General features: G+C 72.3%; 15 protein-coding genes. 6 read left to right on the top strand and 9 right to left on the bottom strand.

Annotated features, from left to right (window positions below; all coding sequences use genetic code 11):
* The first annotated feature begins 100 nt into the window (after positions 1 to 100).
* Complete coding sequence (locus tag IF17_RS0129945) at positions 101 to 820, top strand: CDP-alcohol phosphatidyltransferase family protein (protein WP_030572556.1); 720 nt, start codon at positions 101 to 103, stop codon at positions 818 to 820.
* On the opposite strand, the gene IF17_RS0129940 is transcribed toward IF17_RS0129945, so the two are convergent.
* A complete protein-coding gene (locus tag IF17_RS0129940; protein WP_015612087.1) occupies positions 789 to 1,238 on the bottom strand; it encodes an FAD synthase family protein in 450 nt (149 codons plus the stop codon). The two genes, IF17_RS0129945 and IF17_RS0129940, sit on opposite strands and share 32 nt — an antisense overlap.
* Positions 1,239 to 1,388: 150 nt before the next feature.
* On the opposite strand from IF17_RS0129940, the gene IF17_RS0129935 reads away from it, so the two are divergent.
* The 3 genes from IF17_RS0129935 to IF17_RS0129925 are packed head-to-tail and all read left to right on the top strand — an operon-like array spanning position 1,389 to position 5,580.
* Positions 1,389 to 2,651 carry a glycosyltransferase gene (locus IF17_RS0129935; RefSeq protein WP_030572553.1) on the top strand — a complete coding sequence of 421 codons (1,263 nt, stop codon included), beginning with the start codon at positions 1,389 to 1,391 and terminating at the stop codon, positions 2,649 to 2,651.
* Positions 2,648 to 4,339, top strand: a complete 1,692-nt coding sequence (locus tag IF17_RS0129930) for a tyrosine-protein kinase domain-containing protein (protein WP_030572550.1) — start codon at positions 2,648 to 2,650, stop codon at positions 4,337 to 4,339. Before IF17_RS0129935 ends, IF17_RS0129930 begins: the two co-directional genes overlap by 4 nt.
* Positions 4,336 to 5,580: an MATE family efflux transporter gene (locus tag IF17_RS0129925; RefSeq protein ID WP_030572547.1), complete on the top strand. Its 1,245-nt coding sequence runs from the start codon at positions 4,336 to 4,338 to the stop codon at positions 5,578 to 5,580. Before IF17_RS0129930 ends, IF17_RS0129925 begins: the two co-directional genes overlap by 4 nt.
* Here the strand turns inward: IF17_RS0129925 and IF17_RS0129920 are convergent.
* Positions 5,549 to 7,096, bottom strand: coding sequence for a hypothetical protein (locus tag IF17_RS0129920; protein WP_030572532.1), 1,548 nt, complete (start codon positions 7,094 to 7,096; stop codon positions 5,549 to 5,551). The genes IF17_RS0129925 and IF17_RS0129920 overlap by 32 nt on opposite strands.
* 108 nt (positions 7,097 to 7,204) lie before the next feature.
* On the opposite strand from IF17_RS0129920, the gene IF17_RS0129915 reads away from it, so the two are divergent.
* On the top strand, positions 7,205 to 8,368 hold the full coding sequence (locus tag IF17_RS0129915; protein ID WP_030572529.1) for a glycosyltransferase: 1,164 nt from the start codon (positions 7,205 to 7,207) through the stop codon (positions 8,366 to 8,368).
* Between the two features lie 12 nt (positions 8,369 to 8,380).
* Here the strand turns inward: IF17_RS0129915 and IF17_RS0129910 are convergent, their stop codons facing one another.
* From IF17_RS0129910 to gmd, 5 genes are read right to left on the bottom strand one after another with little or no spacing between them, the layout of a single operon-like run.
* On the bottom strand, positions 8,381 to 9,220 hold the full coding sequence (locus IF17_RS0129910) for a glycosyltransferase family 2 protein (protein WP_018514433.1): 840 nt from the start codon (positions 9,218 to 9,220) through the stop codon (positions 8,381 to 8,383).
* Entirely contained in the window at positions 9,217 to 9,966 is a 750-nt protein-coding gene (locus tag IF17_RS0129905; protein WP_030572526.1) for an Rv1352/Rv1906c domain-containing protein, read from the bottom strand. The genes IF17_RS0129910 and IF17_RS0129905 overlap by 4 nt, the downstream gene beginning before the upstream one ends.
* Positions 9,967 to 9,970: 4 nt before the next feature.
* Entirely contained in the window at positions 9,971 to 12,232 is a 2,262-nt protein-coding gene (locus IF17_RS0129900; RefSeq protein ID WP_030572522.1) for a LamG-like jellyroll fold domain-containing protein, read from the bottom strand.
* A complete protein-coding gene (locus IF17_RS0129895; RefSeq protein WP_030572519.1) occupies positions 12,229 to 15,012 on the bottom strand; it encodes a DNRLRE domain-containing protein in 2,784 nt (927 codons plus the stop codon). The genes IF17_RS0129900 and IF17_RS0129895 overlap by 4 nt, the downstream gene beginning before the upstream one ends.
* Positions 15,009 to 16,022 (bottom strand): GDP-mannose 4,6-dehydratase, encoded by a 1,014-nt coding sequence (gene gmd, locus IF17_RS0129890; protein ID WP_018514437.1) that lies wholly within the window; start codon positions 16,020 to 16,022, stop codon positions 15,009 to 15,011. The genes IF17_RS0129895 and gmd overlap by 4 nt, the downstream gene beginning before the upstream one ends.
* A 116-nt stretch (positions 16,023 to 16,138) precedes the next feature.
* Here gmd and IF17_RS0129885 point away from each other — a divergent pair, with 116 nt between their 5' ends.
* On the top strand, positions 16,139 to 17,122 hold the full coding sequence (locus IF17_RS0129885; protein WP_030572516.1) for a GDP-L-fucose synthase family protein: 984 nt from the start codon (positions 16,139 to 16,141) through the stop codon (positions 17,120 to 17,122).
* 71 nt (positions 17,123 to 17,193) lie between these two features.
* On the opposite strand, the gene IF17_RS0129880 is transcribed toward IF17_RS0129885, so the two are convergent.
* Both IF17_RS0129880 and IF17_RS0129875 read right to left on the bottom strand, forming a co-directional pair.
* On the bottom strand, positions 17,194 to 18,732 hold the full coding sequence (locus IF17_RS0129880; RefSeq protein WP_179115593.1) for a sugar transferase: 1,539 nt from the start codon (positions 18,730 to 18,732) through the stop codon (positions 17,194 to 17,196).
* Between the two features lie 376 nt (positions 18,733 to 19,108).
* The gene (locus tag IF17_RS0129875) at positions 19,109 to 21,406 is read right to left on the bottom strand and encodes a hypothetical protein (RefSeq protein WP_030572510.1); all 2,298 of its coding nucleotides are present in this window, start codon (positions 21,404 to 21,406) and stop codon (positions 19,109 to 19,111) included.
* Positions 21,407 to 21,550 lie beyond the last annotated feature (144 nt).

Below are 21,550 nucleotides of genomic sequence, written 5' to 3'. Positions count from 1 at the left end.
CGGCCCGGCATGATCACGGAACTGTTCCGTCCCGGTCAATCGCCCCCGGCCCCGGCGCCCGCATGCCATGATGCGGGCAATGCCGGACGCTGGGGGGCGTATGGGAAGCACGGGCACAGTGCTGCGCGAACTGCGCGGCGCACAGAAGAGCGCCAAGGGCGTCTCGCTCTACTCGCGGTACGTGAACCGCCCGGCCGGGCGGCTGCTCGCGGCGGGCGCGTACCGGGCGGGTCTGACACCCAATCAAGTGACGCTGGTCAGCGCGCTGTTCACCTACACCGCGCTCGCGGCGGTCGCGCTCGTGGAGCCGTCCTGGACGCTGGCGCTGCTGGTCTACGCGGCGCTCGCGATCGGCTTCGCCTTCGACTCCGCCGACGGCCAGCTCGCCCGGCTCACCGGCCGGGGCGGGCCCGACGGGGAGTGGCTGGACCACGTCGTGGACTGCGGCAAGCTGGTGCTCGTCCACACCGCCGTGCTGATCTCCTTCTACCGCTTCGGCGAACTGCCTTCGGGTGCCTGGCTGTTGCTGCCGCTGGGCTTCCAGCTCGCCGCCGTGGTGACCTTCTGCGCGGGGCTGCTGCGCGAGAAGCTCGGCAAGGCGGCGGTGGCCGGAGCGCCGACGGCCTCTCCCGTTTCACGCGTGCGAGCGGTCGCGCTGCTGCCCGCCGACTACGGAGTCTTCTGCCTGGTGTTCCTGCTGCTCGGCGCACCCGGGGCCTTCCGGGCCGGGTACGCCGTGCTCGCGGTGGTCCACACGCTCTTCCTGGCGGCCTTCCTCACCAAGTGGTTCAGGGAGCTGAGAGCGCTCCGTCCCGGCTGACCAGCACGTCCAGCGCCCGGCGCAGCTGGGTGCTGGACGTGTGCACGGTGTACGGGAAGTAGACGACCTCCACGCCGACCTCGGCGAAGTCGCGCTCCAGCTTCTTCCCCTTCTCCGTGCCCCGCCAGTCGTCGCCCTTGAAGATCACGTCGAACCGGACCTGCTGCCAGGTCTCGACCTTGTCCGGCACGGTCTCCACGAAGGCGGCGTCGACGAACCGCACACTGCGGACGATCTCCAGCCGTTCGCGCAACGGGATGACGGGCGTGTGGCCCTTGGCGAGGGCGGCCATCTCGTCCGAGACGACCCCCGCGACCAGGTAGTCGCACTGACTGCGGGCATGCCGCAGGATGTTGAGGTGACCCACATGGAACAGGTCGTACACCCCGGGTGCGTACCCCACCCTGTGCTGCACCATCCGTATCTCTCCCCCCACGGTCAACGTGATCCGGTGATGTTCCAACGACCTTACTGTGAAGAACACTTGTGCAAGCCGTGAACGGATAAGCTCGGCAGGGGCTGTTCCCGCAGGGAGCGGCGGCTGTTGTGGGGGGAAGGCGATCGTCCGATGTCCGATGTCGAACGGCACAGGCCGTTTCTGAACCGCCGCCTTCTGGTGGTCTCGACGAACTACGCACCAGAGGTCACGGGCATCGGCCCGTACGCCACTCAACTCGCCGAGCACTGGGCCGCGTCGGGTGCCCGGGTGCGGGCGCTCACCGGTATGCCGCACTATCCGTCCTGGCAGCTGGACGAGGCGTACCGCAGCGTGTGGCGGACGGTCGAGATACGCGGCGGCGTCGGCGTCCACCGGCGCAGGCACTATGTGCCGCCCCGTCAGACAGCCCTGAAGCGCGCGGTGTTCGAGGCGTCCATCCTCGCCACCGGGCTGTTCGCCCCGCCGCCGGGACGGCCCGACGCGGTGATCGCGCAGATGCCCAGCCTCGCCGGCGGGGTGATCGGCGCGCGCCTCGCCCGCCGCCACCGCGTCCCGTACATCCCCGTCGTCCAGGACCTGATGGGCGCCGCCGCCGCGCAGAGCGGCATACGGGGCGGGGGCAGGGCGGCAGCCGTCGCCGCGGCGGCCGAGCGGTACGCGCTGAGCGGCGCGGCCCTCGTCGGCGTCATCCATGAGAGTTTCGTCCCCGGCGTCACCGCCCTCGGTGTCGACCCCGGCCGCATCCGGCTCGTCCCCAACTGGACCCATGTGCAAGGCCCCACCGCCGACCGGGCCGCCACCCGGGCCCGGCTCGGCTGGGACCCCGCCACCCCCGTCCTGCTGCACTCCGGCAACATGGGCCTCAAGCAGGGCCTCGAAGTCCTGATCGACACCGCCCGCCTCGCCAGGGACGTCCGGGTCGTCCTGATGGGCGACGGCAACCAGCGCGACGCCCTGCGCGCCCGCGCCGAGGGGCTGCCCAACGTGGACTTCCTGGAGCCCGCGGGGGCCGCGGAGTTCACCGACGTCCTCGCCGCCGCCGATGTCCTCGCGGTCACCCAGCGGGCCTCCGTCCTCGACATGAGCGTCCCCTCCAAGCTCACCTCGTACTTCGTCTCCGGCCGCCCCGTCATCGCCTCCGTCGCCGACGAGGGCGGCACCGCCGACGAGGTGCGCCGCTCGGGGGCCGGGGTGCTCGTCGCCCCCGAGGACCCGGCCGCCCTGCTGGAGACCGTACGGAAGCTGGCCGCCGACCCGGCCGCGGCCGGGTCGCTGGGTGCCGAGGGGCCGCGATACGTGGCGCGCCATCTGAGCCGGGAGGCGGGCCTCGCCCGCTTCGACGACCTGCTTGCCGAGGCCCTGCAGGACGGACAAGGGAGCCCCCGTCGATGACCCCTGTGAACCGTGTCCTGGACGACCAGGACGAACCGGCTCTGCTGCGCGACCAGTTCCGCCAACTCCTGCGCTACCGGGCGCTGCTGGCGGTCGGCGTCGTCATCGGGCTGCTCGGCGGCGGCTACCTCGCCCTCAGCGGCGAGGACACCTACACCGCCACCGGCGAGGTGCTGGTCCGCTCCGCCATCTCCGACCCCTTCGCCAGCGGCGCCACCGCCGACAAGGGCATCAACATCGGCTCCGAGCGCCAGACCGCCGTCAGCGACACCGTCGGCACCCTGGCGGCCGGCGCCCTGCTCAAGAAGGGCGACGACGTCGCCGCCCGGGAACTGCTCGCCGGACTCCAGGTCACCAACCCGCCCAACACCCTCACCCTCCGCTTCGCCTACACCGGCGCCACCCCCGAGCAGTCCCGGGCCCGCGCCGAAGCCCTCGCCAACGCGTATCTGGCCCACCGCAAGGCGCGTACCGAGGAATCCATCAAGAACATCTCCGACGGCTACCGGGCGCAGCTGGACCCGCTGGAGGAGAAGCGCGACCTGCTGGAGAAGCAGATCGGTGTGGGCGCGGCCGACGACGTCACCAGCGCCCGGGCCAACATCATCGTCTCCATCTCCGAGCTCAGCCGGAAGATCTCCGAGCTCAAGGCCCTGGACACCACCCCCGGCTACCTCAACAAGAAGCCCGTCGCCCCCACCTCGCCCACCGGGCCCGGCCTGCCGCTGCTGCTCGGCCTCGGCGGTGTCGTCGGCCTCGCGCTGGGCCTGCTGCTCTCCTGGGTGCGGCTCGTCTTCGACCCCGCCGTACGCTCCACCCGCGAGCTGGTCCGCTCGCTCGGCGCCCCGCTGCTCGGCACCCTGCCCCGCGAACGCGGCGCCGCCGGGTCGGTCCTCGCCATCGGCCGCGGCGGCTCCCGGCTCGCCGAGGAGTACCGGGCCGTTGCCTTCCGGCTCGCCTACGACCCCTCCTTCGCCGAGAGCCGCCGCCTGCTGGTCACCGCCCCGCGCGGCGACAACGAGGAGGCGGCCGCGGCCGCCGCCAACCTGGCCGCCGCCTTCGCCGAGATGGGCCGCGACGTCCTGCTGGTCGAGGCCGACCTGCGCACCCCCTCCCTCGCCCGCGCCCTGGGCTCCGCCGCGCACGAGGTCCGCCCGCCGCGCTGGGCCGCCGAGGAGGGCGACGGCAGCTGGCCCACCGGCGGCCGGGCCAACGTGGACGTCCCCGGCTCCGGCGCCTTCGCCCTGATCCCCGGCACCACCGTCGACAACGTCCCCCGGGCTCTCACCTCCACCCCGGTCGGCCGCATCGTCGCCGAGGCCGACCGGCCCGGCAGCGTCGTCATCGTCCTCGCCCCGCCCGTCCTCTCCTACGCGGACGCGGTCGCCCTGGTCGACCGGGTGGAGGGCGTGATGATCGTCTGCGACCCGCGCGCGGTCCACCGCAGCGACCTGGAGCGCATCCGCGAGATCATCGGCGCCTCCGGGGGCCACGTCCTCGGCGCCCTGCTCCACCCGGGCCGGCGGCGGCTCGCGCGGTCGGAGCGCCACCCGAAGTCCGGCCGGCGCCGCGGCGGTGGCGGTGGAGGCCCCACCCCGGCCGCCGAGCCGGACGCGCCCGAGATCACCGGCGACCCCACCGAGACCCTCGGCCTGCGCTCCTTAACCCTTCCGGCGGCGCGGCGGTGAGAGCCCGTACGGCCGTCCTCTGCTCGGTCGCGGACCAGGGCGTGGCGGCGCTCACCAACATCCTGGTCCTGGTCGCCGCAGCCCGGCTCTCCACCGTGGCCGACTTCGCCCGCTTCTCCGCGGTCTACCTGGTCTTCACGGTGCTGCTCGGCGTCTCGGGCGCGTACACCGGACAGCCTCTCGTCCTCAAGCGCGGGGCGGGGGAGGAGACCCGCGGCGCCTGCCGCTCCGCCGTCGCCTTCACGGTGTCGGCCGCGGCGGCGCTCGGCGCGCTCCTGGCCGCCGTCTGCCTCCTCGTCCCAGGGGACACGGCACGGGCGCTGCTGATGCTCGGCCTCGTCCTGCCGGTGGTGCTCGGCCAGGACGCCGCACGGTACGCGTTCTCCACGCTCCAGCAGCCCCATCTCGCCCTGCTGTCCGACCTGTTGCGGCTCGCGTGCGTCCTCGGCGCGCTCGGGACCCAGGTGTACGGGGCGCCTCCCGCCCGCCTGATCGCCCTCTGGGGCCTCTCCGCCCTGCCCGCGCTCCTGCTCTCCGCCGCGCTGCTCCACCGCTCCACCGCCGGGGCCCCGCTGCAGCTGCGGCCGATGCTCCGGCGCGGCCACCTCGGGCAGCGGTTCACCGTCGAGTTCGGCGTCGGCAACGCCACCAGCCAGCTCTCCGTCCTCGGCCTCGGTGCCGTCGGCAACCCGCTCCTGGTCGGCGCCCTGCGCGGGGCGACCACCCTGTTCGGGCCGCTGAACGTGCTGTTCACCTCCGCCACCTCCTTCGGCCCCCCGCTGCTCGGCCGCATCGCCGACGAGCGGAGCCGGGTCCGGGCCACCGCCGCCCTCGCCGCCGTCCTCGCCACCACCGCGGGGGTCTGGGCCACCGTCCTGGCTCTGCTCCCCGACCGTGCCGGGCGCCAACTCCTGGGCGAGACCTGGTCGGTGGCCGCCGCCCTGCTGCCCGCGACCGGCAGCCAGTACGCGGCGATGGCCGTCGGCACCTGCGGACTGCTCGCCCTGCGGATGCTGGACCCGCGCACCACGCTCGCCATCCAGGTGGTCTTCTCGCTCACCACCGTGGCGTTCCTCGCGGGCGGTTACGTCGTCGGGGGCGTCCTGGGCGCCGCCTGGGGGCTCTTCCTCGGCTCGCTCTGCAAGGCCGCCGCCACCTGGATCAGGGTGGCCCGGCTGCGCCGCCGCACCCCGGCCCCGGCGGAGACCGTCACCGCCGGCGCTTCGCCCGCTGCTCCCTGAAGGTGCTGATCAGCAGCAGACACAGCGCCGCGATGGCCAGCTTCCCCGCCGCCTGGAGCAGCGGGCCGCGCAGCAGGATGAAGGTGTATCCGGCGATCAGCGGCGCGGCGATCGCGAGCACACTCCCGGGGCCGGGGCCAGCCCGGGTGACGGCCCGCGCGTACCGGCGGTCGGTACGGGCCGCCGCGTACCCGATCAGCGCCATCCCGCCGGCCATCCCGGTCGCGCCGAAGTCGACCCAGAACTCGGTCCACAGCGGGGCCGAGAGGTTGGTCATCCGCAGCCCCATCCACTGCCCGACCCGGACCCCGGTGTCCTCCGGCTTTCCGCTCCACACCGCGCGCGGCACGAAGAACAGGGCGGAGCCCGTCAGTTGGCGGCCGTAGGTGTGGCCCCGGGTGTCCACCCACGAGATGGTGTTGGCGAACATCACCATCTGGTCGTAGTCCTTGGTCACCAGCGGCTCGAAGACCGAGGCCGACTGCGCGGGCCGCTGCCCCTCGTCGTCGTACCGGAACTTGTCCGCGTACGGGAACACCACCAGCGCCCCCACCACCCCCGTCGCCAGCACCGTGCGGTAGACCGCCGCACTGCTCGGCATCGCGGTGAACACGAACGCCATCAGCACCGTCAGGAACCAGTAACGGGCGTTGGAGATCGGGTTGTTCACCACCAGGTTCAGCGCGCCCAGCGCCACCCAGACCAGCACCGTCGACGGGGTGCGGCGGGCCCGGTAGGAGGTGGCCAGACGACGGGTGTAGAAGAGCAGCGCCAGCAGCGCCGGGACCTGGCCGAAGCCCTTGATGAAGGCCGAGCCCACATTGGACCCCTCCGTGACCACCCCGCTCGCCGCCACGGTCTCGGTGATCTCCTGCCGGCTGGAGAAGAAGACCGCGGGTCCGCCCAGCTTCAGCACGTAGAACGCGCTCGCCGCGAACGCCACCAGCACCAGCAGCCGCAGCCGCACCGGATGCGCCACGGCGGGCCCGCCACCGCCGCCCGAACCCCGCGCGGAGGCCGTACGCCGCCGCAGCGGGCGGCGCGAGGCCAGCAGCGCCCCCAGGTCGTAGGCGGCGCATCCCAGCAGGACCATCGCGACTGCCGTGATCAGGTCCTGGCGCGGCCCCACCATCGGCGTCGGCGTCTGCCCGATCACCACCTGGGCGAACGGCGCCACGCCCATCGCGATGTACACGAACATCCAGAAGACGCCCTGGAGCAGCCGCCTCCGGGTGGAGAGGATCATCGTCGCGAGCCGGGCCCCCGCGTAGCAGGTCAGGACCAGCTGGAGCCAGTACGCGGTGTCCCGCACGCCGTTGCCGGGCTGCGCGGCGATCACCGCGGGCAGGAAGCAGACCAGACCCAGGATGAGCGGCACCGAGAGCGCCCGCGACAGCATCGACCAGGCGATCGGCCGCTCGGCCGGCTCCAGGACACCGTCGGGGGCCCCTGGCCACGGAGGCCGCGCGACCGCGTCTTCGGCCTCTCCCCGCGCCGACGTGTGCACCGACGGCATGCGCCCCCCAGAGATCAGTGAACCGCTGAACACTCTAACGAATCAGCCCACTTGGGGAGGGCCGATGGCTAGGCTGTGAACAAGTGGCCATGGTCGAGGGGAACTCTGGTGAAAATCCTGCACGTCGTCACACTGCACACTCCGGACCACGCCTTCGGCGGTCCGACCCGGGTGGCGCTCAACCTGTCCAAGGTCCAGCGGGCCGCCGGGGACGACGCCCGCATCATGGCCCTCGGTGACGGCTTCCCCGGCGGCGAACTCCCCAGCCGTGTCGAGGGAGTTCCGGTCCACCTCTTCCAGGCCCGGCACCTGCTGCCGATGTTCGAGGTCAGCGGCATCACCTCCGCCGCACTGCTGAACACCGCACGCCGCATGATGCGCGGCGCCGACCTCGTCCACATCCATCTGATGCGGGACCTGGTGACGCTGCCCGCCGCGCTCCTCGCGCTCGCGACCCGCACCCCCCTGGTCGTCCAGACCCACGGCATGATCGACCCGACCGAGAAGAAGGTCGCCCAGCTCACCGACCTGCTCGGGGTGCGCAAGGTGCTGCGCAGCGCGGACGCCGTCCTGCACCTCACCGAGATGGAGCGGCTCGATGTGAACGCCGTCGCCGCCCCCGTCCCGCTCACCCGGACCGTACGGCTGGTCAACGGCGTCCGCCCGCAGGAGCGCAAGCCCGCCCGCGACGCCGACCGGCCGCCGACCGTGCTCTACCTGGCCCGCATCCAGAAGCGCAAGCGGCCCGAGGACTTCATCGCCGCGATGCCGCACGTCCTGGCCCGTCACCCGGACGCCCGGTTCGTCCTGGCCGGCCCGGACACCGGCTCGCTGCCCGGCACCCTCGCCCTCGCCCGGGAGCTGGGCGTCGAGGGCTCCCTGGACCATGTGGGCCCGCTGGAGCACGACGAGGTGCTCGCCGCCGGACGCGAGGCCGATGTGTATGTGCTGCCCGCGATCGAGGAGCCCTTCCCGGTCTCGGTCCTGGAGGCGATGTCGGTCGGCACCCCCGTCGTCATCACCCGCACCTGCGGGCAGGCCCCCGATGTGGCGGAGGCCGGAGCGGGCCGGGTCATCGACAGCCGGGTCGGCGAGGACGCGGCCAACGCCCGCAAGGTCGCCGACGCGATCCTGGAGCTGCTGGAGCCGGAGGCCGCCGAGCAGGCGGGTAAGGCGGCCTGGGACCTGGTCAACGACCAGTTCACCATCGAGGCCGTCACCGCCACCCTCCGGCGGACCTACGAGGATGTGGTCCGCCGGAGGCGAGGGTGAGGGCCGGGTCGTTCAACGTACGGGCTTCTCACGGGACTTCAGCGCGATCTGCCAGCGGTAGAAGCTCATCGCCAGCGCGAAGTCGAACCCGGCGCGGCCGTCCAGGAAGCCCCGCCGGTAGAGGTACATGTACGCGAACGACACCACCGGCTTGAACGGTGCCTTGTGGAACAACTGCCCCTGGCGTGACTTGACCTGGCGCACCTGCTCCTTCACCTGGGGGTGGTGCTCCAGCCACGCCTCCCAGTCGGAGTACCGGTTGTGCCGCTCGAACCAGGCGGTCACCGGGTCGAGATCCTGGTGCTCGATGGGGTTCTTGAGCGTCCCCGCGGTCGCGGCGACCGGCTGGTAGTGCCCCTCCACCTCCCCGATGCCCGGCGCGTCGAGGTCCCCGACCTCCGGGTAGTACGAGCGGGTGCGGTCGGTCAACGACCGCTTGCGGATGGTGTATCCGTGCCGCAGCCGCTTACCCGAGAACCAGTACCCGAGGGGGATGTCGTACGCGGCGGGCTTGGGCGCCGCCGGATCCCGGAAGATCTCCCGCAGCTCGGCCAGCAGCCCGGGGCTGAGCCGCTCGTCGCCGTCGAGCAGCAGGATCCAGTCCAGGTCGGTGCGGACGTTCTCCAGGCACCACTGCTTCTTCCGGGGGTGGCCCCCGTCCCAGGTGTACGTGACCACCTCGGCCCCGCACTCCTCGGCGATCTTCACCGTGTCGTCGGTGCTGTGGGAGTCCACCACGACGACCGCCTCGAAGTGGCCGAGCACCGACTTCACCGCCTCGGCGATGTTCAGGCCCTCGTTCTTCGTGGGGATCGCCACGGCTATGGGGAGTTTCGTCTTACCTGCGGTCATCCCTTGGCTCCTTCGGCCAGCCAGGCGTAGCAGCCTGTGGAGGTGAACGTAACGGCGGACTTCGGGATGGTGATCTTCCGGGACTTACCCGTGTCGGAGGTTCCGGAGGCCAGCTCCTTGCCGCCCGCACCCTCGATCTGCCACGAGCAGTTCGAGGTGGGCGATGCGGAGCGGTAGACGCCGGGCCGCACTGTCTTCCCGGTGTGGGTGCCGTCGGCGTAGGCGTACGCGGCCTCGTCGACCAGGTCCTGGTGCTGGGGGCAGAGCCCTGCCACCGCGGCCGGTGCGTCGGGGATCTCCTCCGTGGCGATGGCGCCCACGGCGGTGTCCCGGTCGGCCTTGACCAGGTAGCGCAGCTTGTCGCAGGTCTCCTGGCCGGTCTGGAGCACGGCGGCCGGGTCCATGCCCTTGGGCACCCGGTCCTCCAGATACTCCTTCTGCTTCTTGGTGAAGGTCCCGGTGGCCGGGGTGATCTCGTCGGACGGGGTCTTCGGGCCCTCGGCGGTCGCTGGGGGCGCGGACGGTCCGGGGACCGCCGGCTCCTCTGTGGCGGGGGCCGTGGGCGCGGCGGGAGTGGCAGGAGTGGTCGGTGTGGTGGCGGACGGGCCGGGGACGGCGGGCCCGGAGGCCGCGGGGCGCTGGGCGCCCGCGGCCTCCGGCCCGTTCCCGTCCGCGGACGAGCCGCAGGCGGCCAGCGCCGCCACCGTCATCACGACGGCGGCGCCGGTCAGGAACGGATTCCGCATCGGATCAGCCATTCCTCAGTGCGTAGTGGGCGCTGACCTGGGAAGCGGTCAGCGTGGTCGGGTAGACGGCGGTCTCGTCGATCTGACCGGCGAAGAAGTTGCTGGTGGGACGGTTCGGCCAGCCGGACAGGTTGTCCCCGCCGATCCGCCAGTACCCCGGGTAGTTCTCGTTGGTGGAGTACAGGATGTTCGACGCGCGCAGCTGCCCGTCGACGTACAGCGAGATGCCCTGGCCCAGGGCCCCCTGCGTGGCGACGACGTGGTGCCACTGGCCGTCGTTGTAGGCGGCCGACGTGGCGACCGTGCGTGTCCCGCCGCTGTTGACGCCGAACACGAGGCGCCCGTCGTTGCGCATGTAGACGTGCTTGTCGTGGCGGGTGCTGTTCTGCTGGTTCAGGTTCCCGAACCCGATGATCTTCCCGCCCTGGGTGGTGGTGGTCTTGATCCAGGTCTCCACCGAGAACCGGGTCGGCTGGGGGTGCTGCCGGTTGCTGTACGCGTACTGGTTGGTCCCGTTGAACCCGATGGCGGTGGACGGGCCCGCGACGGCCGCCGGGGTCTGCCGGTAGGCCGGGCCGTTGCGCAGGAAGCCGTTGTTGAGGTTGCCGCTGCTGTCGTGGGCGAAGGTGGAGGTGCCCTCGTCGTAGCGCCAGTAGAGGGTGGCCCCGTCGGCCTTGACCCGGGCCGGGTACGCCTCGGTCGTGGTCGCCACGGTGGCGGACTGGGCCGGGGACTTGGCGCTGGTGTTGATGCCGTCGCTCGCCGTGATCCGGTACGAGTAGGTCTGGCCCGGCACCACGTCGGTGTCCGTCCAGGTCAGCTGCGGCCGGTTCCAGAAGACCGAGTAGCCGGTCGTGGTGTGGATGGGCGTGGCGGCGTTGTCCTTGTAGATCCGGTAGGTCAGCTCACCGTCGTCGGTGTCGAAGCTGGTCTGCCAGTTCACCTCGATCTTCCCCGGATCCAGCGTGGACAGGCTGACGTTGGGCACCCAGGGCGCCCCGGTGTCCGGGCCGTCCGCGAACCGGGTCAGACCCTGCTGGGGGGCGCTGTTGACGGTGGTGAACTCGCCGCCGACCCACAGGTAGTGGCGGTCGTCCTTGCCGGTCTGGGCCATCACCCGCGGACCGACCGGCTCCCCGATGCCGTCGTTGGTGTCCGGGAACCAGGGCAGCAGCTTCGGGTCGTCGACCGACTGGGCCAGCAGGTGCTTGCGCGGCTGGTCCGGGAAGGCCCCCATGCTCGCGCAGTCGTGTGCGTGGCTGCCGCTGTAGAGGACCCCGGAGTAGACCGCCACGGCCTGGGTGGCGCCCAGGCAGGTGTCGCGCCAGCGCTGCTGGAAGTCGCTCAGGTTCAGCGCGATCCGGCCGTCGAAGACCCCGCCGCCGCTGCCCTCGTTGGCGGTGTAGAAGCCGGTGGCGTCGGTGGTGATGTCCTGGACGGTGGAGTTGTTGTGGATGAACCCAGGGTAGGACTTGGTGAGTTGTCCGGTGGTGGCGTCCACCACGGCCAGTGCGTGGGTGGTGGTGCCGTTGATCCGGAAGAAGTCCCCGCCGAGCAGCACGTTCTGCCCGTCCGGGGTCACCTCGATCGCCCGGGCCACCTCGTCGGCGTTGGCCGTGAACGGCAGGAGCGAGGCTCCGGCGGTGGAGACGGCCGCGAAGTGGTTCCTGGTCTGTCCTCCGACGCTGGTGAAGTCACCGGCCAGATAGACCGTGTCGGACGTGACGGCGAGCGCCCGCACGGTCGCCGTGACGGCGATCTTGAAGTTGTTGCGGACGGTGCAGGTCTCGGTGTCGATGGCGGCGAAGTTGCTGACCCCGACGCCGTTCACCGCCCCGAACTGGCCGCCCGCGTACAGCGTGTCCCCGTCGGGGGAGAGTGCCAGCGAGCGTACGGTCGCGGTTCCCGAGGAGACCGTGAACGACAGCGAACAGTCGGTGGGCGCTCCGGTCGCCGCGTCGAAGGCGGCGAAGTTCACCGCGGGCTGCTCATTGGTTCCGGCCGCTGCCTTGGGCGGCCGCAGGGTGGAGAAGGTGCCGCCCGCGTAGACGACCCCGTCGCCGGCTGCCATCGCCCAGACGATGCCGTTGGTCTGCCAGGTGGAGAGGTCGTCCGCGGTGATGGCCACCGGAGGGGTCAGCGCCGCTGCCGGGGAACTCCCGACCGCCGTGGCGGTCAGGGCTCCGGCCAGCAGGCAGAGAGCGGTGGCAGCGGCCCGGAAACGGCCACGTCCTCCGGTTCTTTGCCCCGTACTTCCGTTCATCATTCAGCTCCGAAGGTGAGAACGAGCTGCGGCCTGGCGGCCGCCGATCCTGCCTCGCCCGACCAGATGCGCAGACTGTCGGTCCCGCTGCTGGTCAGGGCGAGTGAGTAGGCGGAGCCGAGGGCCCCGCCCAGTGCCGGCGCGGTGAGCTCCACCGAATAGTCGGTGGAGACGGCGGTTGCGCCGGTGATGCTCCCCAGCACGGACGCGGAGAGCGCCGGCCGGGAGTTGTAGGTGACCGCCGACTCGGTCCAGGCGCCGGTGACCGGCACCACGGTGTGGCTGTCGGTGGAGCCCGCCGTCGGATCCGACGACGTACGGAACTGGAGCCGGGCCCCCTTGAGGACCTGCCCGGCCGGGGCGGCGGGCAGGGTGAAGCGCAGATAGCTCAGATAGGGCGTGGTGCCCCGGGAGGCCAGCTGTTGGTCGTTGTAGTTCGTGTTGGCCGACACGCCGTTGACGTACGCGTCCTCGGTGGGCAGGAGGCTCACCGTGGTGTCGCCGGGCGGGGCGGGCGCCTGGGCCAGCTGGTGGTGGGCGGCGACCTGGGCGGCGGTCAGCGCCGAGGGGTAGACGGCCGTCTCGTCGACCTGACCGGCGAAGTAGGTGCTGGTGGGGCGGTTCGGCCAGGCGTTGTGCATCGCGTCACCGCCGACCCGCCAGTACCCGTTGTACGAGCGGTTCCCCGCGGTCGTGTTGGCGGCGACCCGCACCCCGTCCACGTACAGCGCCATCCCGCCGGGCCCCTGCGTGGCGACGGCGTGGTGCCACCGCCCGTCGTTGTAGCTCGCCGAACTGGTCAGGGTGGGGCGGCTGTTGGTGCTGCCCACCTGGACGCCGAAGGCGAGCCTGCCGTTGTCCGTCAGATAGAGCAGCTTGTCGGAGACCGAGCTCGTATGGCCTTGTGCCGTACCGATGTTGTTGCCGAACCCGACGATCCGCCCGCCGCTCGTCGACGTCGTACGGAGCCACGTCTCGATGGAGTACGGGGTGGGCGAGACGTAGCGGTGCAGCCGGTCGCTGTACACGTACTCGTCGCTGCCGTTCAGCGCGAGCGCGGCCGAACCGGCGACGGCCGAGGGCGTGGCCCGGTACGTGGGGGTGTTCACGTACACCCCGCCGTTCCGGCTGTCCGAGGCGTCCGCCGCGAACGCCCCGCCGGGCTCGTCGTAACGCCAGTACAGGTCCGCCCCGTCGGCCCGCACCCGCTCCTGGTACGGGGAGGCGGCGGACGCGGCGGCCACGGAGACGGCGGGGGAGAGGGCGCTGGTGTTGCCGGCGCCGTCGGTCGCCGTGATCCGGTAGGAGTACGTCTGCCCGGCGGCCACGTTCCGGTCGGTGAAGGTCAGTTGGGGACGGCTGAAGAAGAGGGACGAGCCCGTCGTGGTGTGCACCGGCGCCGTACCTCCGTTGCGGTACACCCGGTACGTCAGCAGGCTGTCGTCCAGGTCCAGCGAGGACCGCCAGCTCACCCGCACCTCGCCCGCGCGCGGCGCCGACACACTGGCGGCGGGCGCGCTCGGCGCACCCGTGTCCGGGGTGCCGGCGAACCGGGTCAGCGCCTGCTGCTGCACCCCGTTGACCGTGGTGAACTCCCCGCCCACCCACAGGAAGTCACGGCCGTCGCGGGTGGAGATGGTCAGCGCGCGCGGCCCGACCGGCTCCCCGATCCCGTCGTTGGTGTCGGGCAGCCAGCCCAGCAGCGCCGGGTCGTCGACGCGCTGGGCGGTGAGGTGCTTGCGCGCCTGGTTGGGGAAGCCGCCCATCGTGGAGCAGTCGTGCACATGGCTCGCCGCGTAGAGCACCGACTTGTACACGCGCAGCGCCTGGGTCGCGCCCTGGCAGGTGTCCCGCCAGCGCTGGCCGAAGCCGTCCAGCTCCATCGCGAGGCGGCCGTCGAAGGAGTTGCCGCCCCGGCCCTCACCGGCCGCGTACCAGCCACCGGATGCGGAGTCGGTGACGATGTCCTTGATGACGGCGGTGGAGGGGATGAAGTTGTTCGGGTAGCCCCGGGTGAGGGAGCCGGTGGCCGCACTTGTCACCGCGATGGCATGGGAGTTGGTGCCGCCGACGGTGAAGAAGTCACCGCCGATCAGCACGGACCGCCCGTCCGGTGTCACCCTCAGCGTCCGCCCCGGGGCGTCCGCGTCCGGATTCCACCCGGTCACCGCGCCCGCCGGGGTCAGGGCCCCGAAGGAGCGCCGGGTCTGCCCGTTCACCGACCGGAAGTCGCCGCCGATGTACACCGTGCCGTCCGCCGCGACGTCCAGCGCGCGGACCGTCGCCGAGAAGTTCGGCGAGAACCCCGCCCGCCGCGTGCAGGTGGCGGTGTCGATGGCGACCAGCCCGTTGGCGCTGCTCCCGTTGACCGCGTTGAAGTAACCCCCCACGTACAGCGTCGACTTGTCCGGCGACACGGCGAGCGCCCGCACGGTGGCGGTGCCGCTGCTCCGGGTGAAGGAGAGCGAGCAGCCGGCCGGAGCCCCGGTCGCCGCGTTGAACGCGGCGAAGTTGACGGCGGGCGTGGAGGCGCCGCCGGAGGGTGTACCGGCCGGGCGGACGGAGGAGAAGGTGCCGCCCGCGTAGACGACCCCGTTCGCCTCGGCCAGCGACCACACGATCCCGTTCGTCTGGTAGGTGGGCAGATGGTCGGCGGTGAAGCCGACCGGGGCGGTCAGCGCCGCCGCCGGGGGCGCGGCGGCCACCGGGGCGAGCACCCCGGCGGCCAGCGCGAGTGCGGCGGTGAGAACGCCGGTACGTTCCCGGAGCCCCGGCCCCCTCATCTGTCCACCCGGACGGCGGCCCCGGTCAGCTGGTCCGAGAGCAGGCGGATGTCCGCGTCGACCATGATCCGGGCCAGCTCGCGGGACTTGACCTCGGGCTTCCAGCCCAGCAGCTCCTCCGCCTTGGAGGCGTCACCGATCAACGCGTCGACCTCGCTGGGGCGTTCGTACTTCGGGTCGTACCGCACATGCTCGGCCCAGTCGAGGCCCGCGTGCTCGAAGGCGAACTCCAGGAACTGCCGGACGCTGACGCCCTCGCCGGTCGCCACCACGTAGTCGTCCGGGGTGTCGCACTGGAGCATCCGCCACATGGCGTCCACGTACTCCGGCGCGTACCCCCAGTCCCGGACCGCGTCCAGGTTGCCCAGGTGCAGCCGGTCCTGGAGGCCGGCCTTGATCCGGGCCACCCCCCGGGTGATCTTCCGGGTCACGAAGGTCTCCCCGCGGCGCGGCGACTCGTGGTTGAAGAGGATCCCGTTGACGGCGAACATGTCATACGCCTCCCGGTAGTTGACCGTCGCCCAGTACGAGTAGACCTTCGCCACGCTGTACGGGCTGCGCGGGTGGAACGGGGTCTTCTCGTTCTGTGGCGGCGGGCTGGCGCCGAACATCTCGGAGGACGACGCCTGGTAGATCCGGGTCTGGATACCGCTGGCCCGGACCGCCTCGAGGAGCCGGATGGTGCCCAGGCCGGTGACGTCACCGGTGTAGAGCGGGGCGTCGAAGGAGACCCGCACATGGGACTGGGCGCCCAGGTTGTAGACCTCGTCGGGCTGGATGTCGCGCAACAGGTTCACCAGGGCCACACCGTCGGTCAGATCCGCGTGGTGCAGGACGAAGGAGCGCTCCGGCTCCTCGGGGCCCTGGTAGATGTGGTCGATCCGCTCGGTGTTGAAGCTCGACGAGCGGCGTATCAGGCCGTGGACCGTGTACCCCTTGTCGAGCAGCAACTCCGCCAGGTACGAGCCGTCCTGGCCGGTCACTCCCGTGATGAGCGCGGTCTTCGCCACGATTCCCCCTTCTCTGCTGTCCGTCTGTGCGACGAACAGGTCACCGACATATCGGAATTGGAGCGTTCTGCGGCAAAACATCTCCGCAGTCCCTTACTGCTGGCACAATCCGAGCCATGACGACCGAACTCCCCGTCCCACCCCAGGAATCCGCCCGTCCTCTACTGCGCCCGGGCTCCCGCATATTCGTCGCGGGGCACCGCGGGCTGGTCGGCTCGGCTGTGGCCCGCCGCCTCGCCGACGACGGCCACGAGGTCCTCACCCGTGGCCGTGACCTCCTCGACCTGCGCGACGCCGCGCGGACCGAGACGTATCTGCGGGACATCCGCCCGGACGCCGTGGTGCTGGCCGCCGCCAAGGTGGGCGGGATCATGGCCAACAGCACCTACCCGGTGCAGTTCCTGGAGGACAACCTCCGCATCCAGCTCAGCGTGATCGCCGGGGCGCACGCGGCCGGGACCGAGCGGCTGCTCTTCCTCGGCTCGTCGTGCATCTACCCCCGGCTCGCGCCCCAGCCGATCCGCGAGGAGTCGCTGCTCACCGGCGAGCTGGAGCCCACCAACGAGGCGTACGCGCTGGCCAAGATCGCCGGCATCGTCCAGACCCAGTCCTACCGCCGGCAGTACGGCGCCTCCTACATCAGCGCCATGCCCACCAATCTCTACGGGCCCGGCGACAACTTCGACCTGGAGACCTCGCACGTCCTGCCCGCGCTGATCCGCCGCTTCCACGAGGCCCAGCGAGACGGGGCACCGGAGGTCACCCTGTGGGGCACCGGCTCGCCGCGCCGCGAGTTCCTCCACGTCGACGACCTGGCCGCCGCCTGTGTGCGCCTGCTGGAGGCGTACGACGGTGACGCGCCCGTCAACATCGGCTGCGGCGAGGACCTCACCATCCGCGAACTCGCCGAGACCGTCGCCGAGGTGACGGGTTATCAGGGTCGCATCGGCTGGGACACCTCGAAGCCCGACGGGACCCCCCGCAAGCTGCTCGACGTCTCCCGTCTGACCTCCCTCGGCTTCAAGCCGCAGATCCCGCTGCGTGACGGCATCGCCCGCACCTACGCCTGGTGGCTCGGCCAACTCGCCCCCACCGCATGACCGTTCGCCGCTGCGCGCACCGGACGCGCAGTGGCGCACCGGGGTTCCTCGCATCAAAGCGCCCGCCGTTCTCAGTAGGCCCCGCGGCCGTCGGTGACGGCGCGCACCGTACGGGCGAGGAGCCCCATGTCCGTGGCCACCGACCAGTTGTCGACGTACCAGAGGTCCAGCGAGACGGTCTCCTGCCAGGACAGGTCCGAGCGCCCGCTGACCTGCCACAGTCCGGTCAGCCCCGGCTTCACGGCCAGCCTGCGGCCCTCCCGCTCGTCGTACCGTGACGCCTCCTCGGGCAGCGGGGGCCGAGGTCCCACCAGGGACATCTGACCCAGCAACACATTGAACAGCTGCGGGAGTTCGTCGATCGACGTCCGGCGCAGCGTCCGCCCCACGGGAGTCACCCGGGGGTCCTGCCGCATCTTGAAGAGCGGCCCGTCGACCTCGTTGTCCTCGCTGAGCTGCGCCTTGCGCGCCTCCGCGTCCGCCACCATCGTGCGGAACTTCCACATGGTGAAGGGCCGGTTGTGCTGACCCTGGCGGACCTGCCGGTGGAAGACCGGACCGCGCGAGGAGAACCGCACGCACAGCGCCACCGCGAGCAGCAGCGGGGCCAGCACCAGCAGCCCGAACAGGGCGCCGCCGCGGTCCAGCGCGGCCTTGAGGACCCCCTGCGGGCCACCGCGCAGCGGCGGCGCGATGTGCAGCAGGGTGAGCCCGGCCGCCGTCACCGGGCGGACCCGGCCGGCCGCGATGCCCGAGAGCTCGGAGGCCACGCACAGGGCGACGCCCGCGTCGTGCAGCCCCCAGCCGAGCCGCCGCAGCCGGTCCCCGGTCAGCTGGGGCCCGGGAGCCACCAGCACCAGGTCTGCGTCGTGGGCGTAGGCCCCGCCGAGCACCGTCGTCACGTCGTCGTCCGCCGGGGACGTGGCGAGCCGCCCCGGCACCTGCAGGTTCTCGAACCCCGGCAGGCCGGGCCCCACGGGGATCGCGGCCACCAGCTGATAGGCGTGGTCCGTACGGGAGTTGAGCAGCTCGGCCGCCCGGTCCAGCCCCGCGGCCTCACCCACCAGCAGCACCTTGCGCACCGCCCTCCCTCGCCGTCCGGTCCGCAGCCCCTCCACGGCGGTGGCGACCAGCAGCCCCGGTGCCACGGCCACGACGGCCGTCGCCGGGTCCACGGAGCCCCCCGCCGCCGCGTGCAGGACGGCCAGCACCCCGAGCAGCACCAGCCAGTCCCCGAGCGCGCCGAACGCGCCGCCCGGCTCGGCCCGCACCGGGTCGGCGTACCGCCCGCGCACACCGCGTAGACCGGTCCAGAGCAGGCCGGCCACCGCGGCGGCCAGCCACGGGCGGGGCTGCTCGCCCAGGTGCAGCAGCAGCCAGGCCGGCCCGGCCAGGGCCAGCAGGTCGGTCAGCGCACCGACCGACGCACGGTGGACCGGCTTCCGCCGGGCCGGAACCCGCTCGGCCGGGTCGCGCTGTGCTGTCGGGGCCCTCCACAGCTGTTCCAGGGCCGCCGTACGATTCCGGGAGGCGGCGGTACGGGGACGCGGCGCGCCCCGGAGCCCCACCGGCCCGGATATGTCAGTTTCCGGTATTTCGACATGCCCCATGAACCCCCCAGTCACAGTCGCACCCCCACAAACGCGACGCATCCGTCGATCCCATGGACTGACGGATGCGCCCTCGCTCGGTGCACGATATCCACACACGTGCCATTTCGCTGGAGTTCCCGTGAAGTTCAGACGGCTCGGCCCAGACACCCGCGATCCGGCGCATCTGGCCGATCTCGCCAGCAGGGGGCGGAAGTTGACAGCTCAACAGGTCGGCAAGCGCTTGTGGGGCGGGGCCGCCGGGGGCTGTGCGCGGAGGCTCGCACTCCGGCGTGCGCCGGAGTGAACGCGCGAACCCCCTGGCGGCGACCTGCGCTGCCAGGGGGTTCGTGGTCCGTGGGCGGCCCGCCCGGGGTGGAAGGGGGCGCCCACGGGGTCAGGCGAGACCGGTCGTGCGCCTCCTGGCCCGGCGGTGGATCAGCAGCCCGCCGCCAAGGAGCGCTGCCGCAAGGAGAGTTGCCGAGATCACAGTGAGCCCGGTCGCGGCGAGACTGCCGCCGGACGTCGTCTCCGTACCGGAAGAGCCCTCGACACCGCCGCCGACCGTCGAACCTGCGCCGCCCGCCGATGAACCGGCGGAACCGGAGGGACCGGAGGAGCCGGACGCGCCGCCGGACGTGCCGGCGGAGGACCCACCGTCGCCAGTGCCGGACGTACCTGCGGAGGCGTCACCACCGGTGTTGCCGGGGCCACTTGACGTGTCTCCGGAGCCGTCACCGCTGTCGCCACCACCGTCGCCACCACTGTCGCCACCGCCGTCACCGCCCGCAGCTCCGCCGTTCTGGCCGCCGTTCTCCCCGCCTCCGGTCGCCTCGGTGACCGTCAGGGTGATGGGCGCGGTCCGCGTGGTGCCGACGTCGTTGCGGAACTCGGCGCGGTAGCGGTAGCCGTCCTGGGCGCTCTTCGCGGTGAACGTCAGCACGGGCTCGGTGGCCCCGTCCAGCTCCCGCCAGGTCTGCGAGCCGTCGGTGCTGACCTGCCAGCGCACCGAGGGCTCCGGGGTGCCCTCCGCGCGCGCCGTGAGGGCCACCTCCTCCCCGGCCTTCACCGAGCGGTCGGCGGGCGCCTGGGTGACCAGGGGCGAGACCTGCCGGGTGAGCCGGGTGATCTTCCCCTCGGCGGGGCTGGTCACGAAGACCGTGGCCCCGCCGGGCGCGACGGCGAGCGAGGCGGCGCCGAGCTGCGACTGGTTGCCGGGCAGCGAGAGGTCCTTCGCCGCCGGGGTGAACGTGGCGCTGTCGTACACGGTGAGCGTGCCGTCGTTGTCGTTGGCCGGGTCGGAGAGGTCCCCGCCGTCCTGCCACACGACGAAGGCGCGGCCGCTCTCCGTGTCGAAGGCGGCGTCCCGGGCCAGGTCCTTGCCGATCAGCGTCTTCACCGGCTTGCCGGAGGCGTCGAAGACCAGCACGGACCGGTTGACGCCCACCCACACGGCGCCGGTCGCGGGGTCCGTCCGGATGAACCCGGCCATGCCGTCGGCCCCCGGCAGGTCGAAGGTGTCCGCCACCGTGAAGGAGACGAGATCGACCAGGTGCAGCTTCCCGGCAGCGACGTCGCTGAACCAGACCGCGCCCCGGGCGTGGTCGGCGGCGAACCGGCTGCCGCCGGGCACCGTGACGCTCCGTGTGGCCGTCCCGGTCGCCGTCGCGATCTCGGAGAGCTTCGCCCCCTGCGCGACCAGCACCGTGCCCACGGCCGTACCGGGCGCTATGTCCGTGATCGTCGACCCGGCCAGCCAGACGCCCGAGGCTGCCTTGTCACCCGCCTTGGCGCTCCCCACGCCCCGCAGCGGGTAGTTGTAGACCACGCCGTCGCCCGGCAGCGGTCCGGAGATCCGCGCCGCCGTCGAGGCGCGCGGCTCCCCGGTCGGCCCGGGCGCCTGGCTGATCCAGCTCTCGGCCTTGCCGTCCTCCGGGTTCAGCGCATAAAGGCCGCGCTCGTCGACGTCGGCCGTGTCGGGGAGGTTGTCCGCACCGACGTACAGCTTCTTCGACTCGGGGTGCAGCAGCAGGTCCAGCGGCTTGCCCGCCGAGGTGAAGTCGGCGACGGGCTTGTAGGAGACGGTCCCGGCGGGTACGTCGACACCCTCGCCGCCCGGTTCGCCGGGCCCCTGGCCCGCGAAGGTGACCGGTATGCGCACGTCCTGCGTACGGTCGCCGCTCGCACGGTGGTCGGCGCGGGTGACGACGGAGCACGGCACCTCGGCGCAGTCCAGGCCGTCGCCCTTGGACCGGATCTCGACCTCCACGTCGAAGGTGCCGCCGGGGCCGAAGGGCAGGGCGAGGTCGCCTTCGTACGGGTCGCCCGGAGGCACGATCCACTGCGAGGTCTTCGAACCGCCGCTCATGTCGGCGCCGCCGAGGCAGGGGGAGGGGACCCGGTTCGCCCCGTTGTCCTTGCAGAGCGCGACGTAGATGCCGCTCTTCGGCCCGTACCCCTCGCCGGTTACCCGGACCTTCTCGCCCGCCGGGTCGAGCCCGGTGGTGGCCGAGACGCTGAGCTTCTTGCCCTCGGGGCCGGTGGCGGTCTTCGGGGTGGCGCCGGCGCTCATCGCCGCGCCCGCCGGGACCGCGGCGATGAGCAGCGCGGCGACGGCGGCCGCGGAGAGGCGGCGCGGGCCGGGTCTGCGGGGTCTGCCGGGGCCGGTCGGCGGGGTGCCCGGGGTGGGTGTCATGTCATTCCTCGTCACGACGCGGGGAGCCCGGCCCCGGCGAGGAGCGCCGGGGCCGGGCCGATGGCTGGGTGGTGGTGTCCTGCACGGACCGGTGTCCTGCACGGACCGGTGTCCTGCACGGACCGGTGTCCTGCACGGACCGGT

It is taken from the genome of Streptomyces cyaneofuscatus, from assembly GCF_000718135.1.
Classification (GTDB): Bacteria; Actinomycetota; Actinomycetes; order Streptomycetales; family Streptomycetaceae; genus Streptomyces; species Streptomyces cyaneofuscatus.
The sequence above is the reverse complement of the archived record's forward strand: the minus strand, read 5'-3'. Positions and strand labels throughout refer to the sequence as shown.

Excerpts from the sequence above, each read along its gene's own strand:
- IF17_RS0129945 (WP_030572556.1), top strand. The coding sequence starts at position 101 with ATGGGAAGCACGGGCACAGTGCTGCGCGAACTGCGCGGCGCACAGAAG.
- IF17_RS0129940 (WP_015612087.1), bottom strand. The coding sequence starts at position 1,238 with ATGGTGCAGCACAGGGTGGGGTACGCACCCGGGGTGTACGACCTGTTC.
- IF17_RS0129935 (WP_030572553.1), top strand. The coding sequence starts at position 1,389 with ATGTCCGATGTCGAACGGCACAGGCCGTTTCTGAACCGCCGCCTTCTG.
- IF17_RS0129930 (WP_030572550.1), top strand. The coding sequence starts at position 2,648 with ATGACCCCTGTGAACCGTGTCCTGGACGACCAGGACGAACCGGCTCTG.
- IF17_RS0129920 (WP_030572532.1), bottom strand. The coding sequence starts at position 7,096 with ATGCCGTCGGTGCACACGTCGGCGCGGGGAGAGGCCGAAGACGCGGTC.
- IF17_RS0129910 (WP_018514433.1), bottom strand. The coding sequence starts at position 9,220 with ATGACCGCAGGTAAGACGAAACTCCCCATAGCCGTGGCGATCCCCACG.
- IF17_RS0129905 (WP_030572526.1), bottom strand. The coding sequence starts at position 9,966 with ATGCGGAATCCGTTCCTGACCGGCGCCGCCGTCGTGATGACGGTGGCG.
- IF17_RS0129900 (WP_030572522.1), bottom strand. The coding sequence starts at position 12,232 with ATGATGAACGGAAGTACGGGGCAAAGAACCGGAGGACGTGGCCGTTTC.
- IF17_RS0129895 (WP_030572519.1), bottom strand. The coding sequence starts at position 15,012 with ATGAGGGGGCCGGGGCTCCGGGAACGTACCGGCGTTCTCACCGCCGCA.
- IF17_RS0129885 (WP_030572516.1), top strand. The coding sequence starts at position 16,139 with ATGACGACCGAACTCCCCGTCCCACCCCAGGAATCCGCCCGTCCTCTA.
- IF17_RS0129880 (WP_179115593.1), bottom strand. The coding sequence starts at position 18,732 with ATGGGGCATGTCGAAATACCGGAAACTGACATATCCGGGCCGGTGGGG.
- IF17_RS0129875 (WP_030572510.1), bottom strand. The coding sequence starts at position 21,406 with ATGACACCCACCCCGGGCACCCCGCCGACCGGCCCCGGCAGACCCCGC.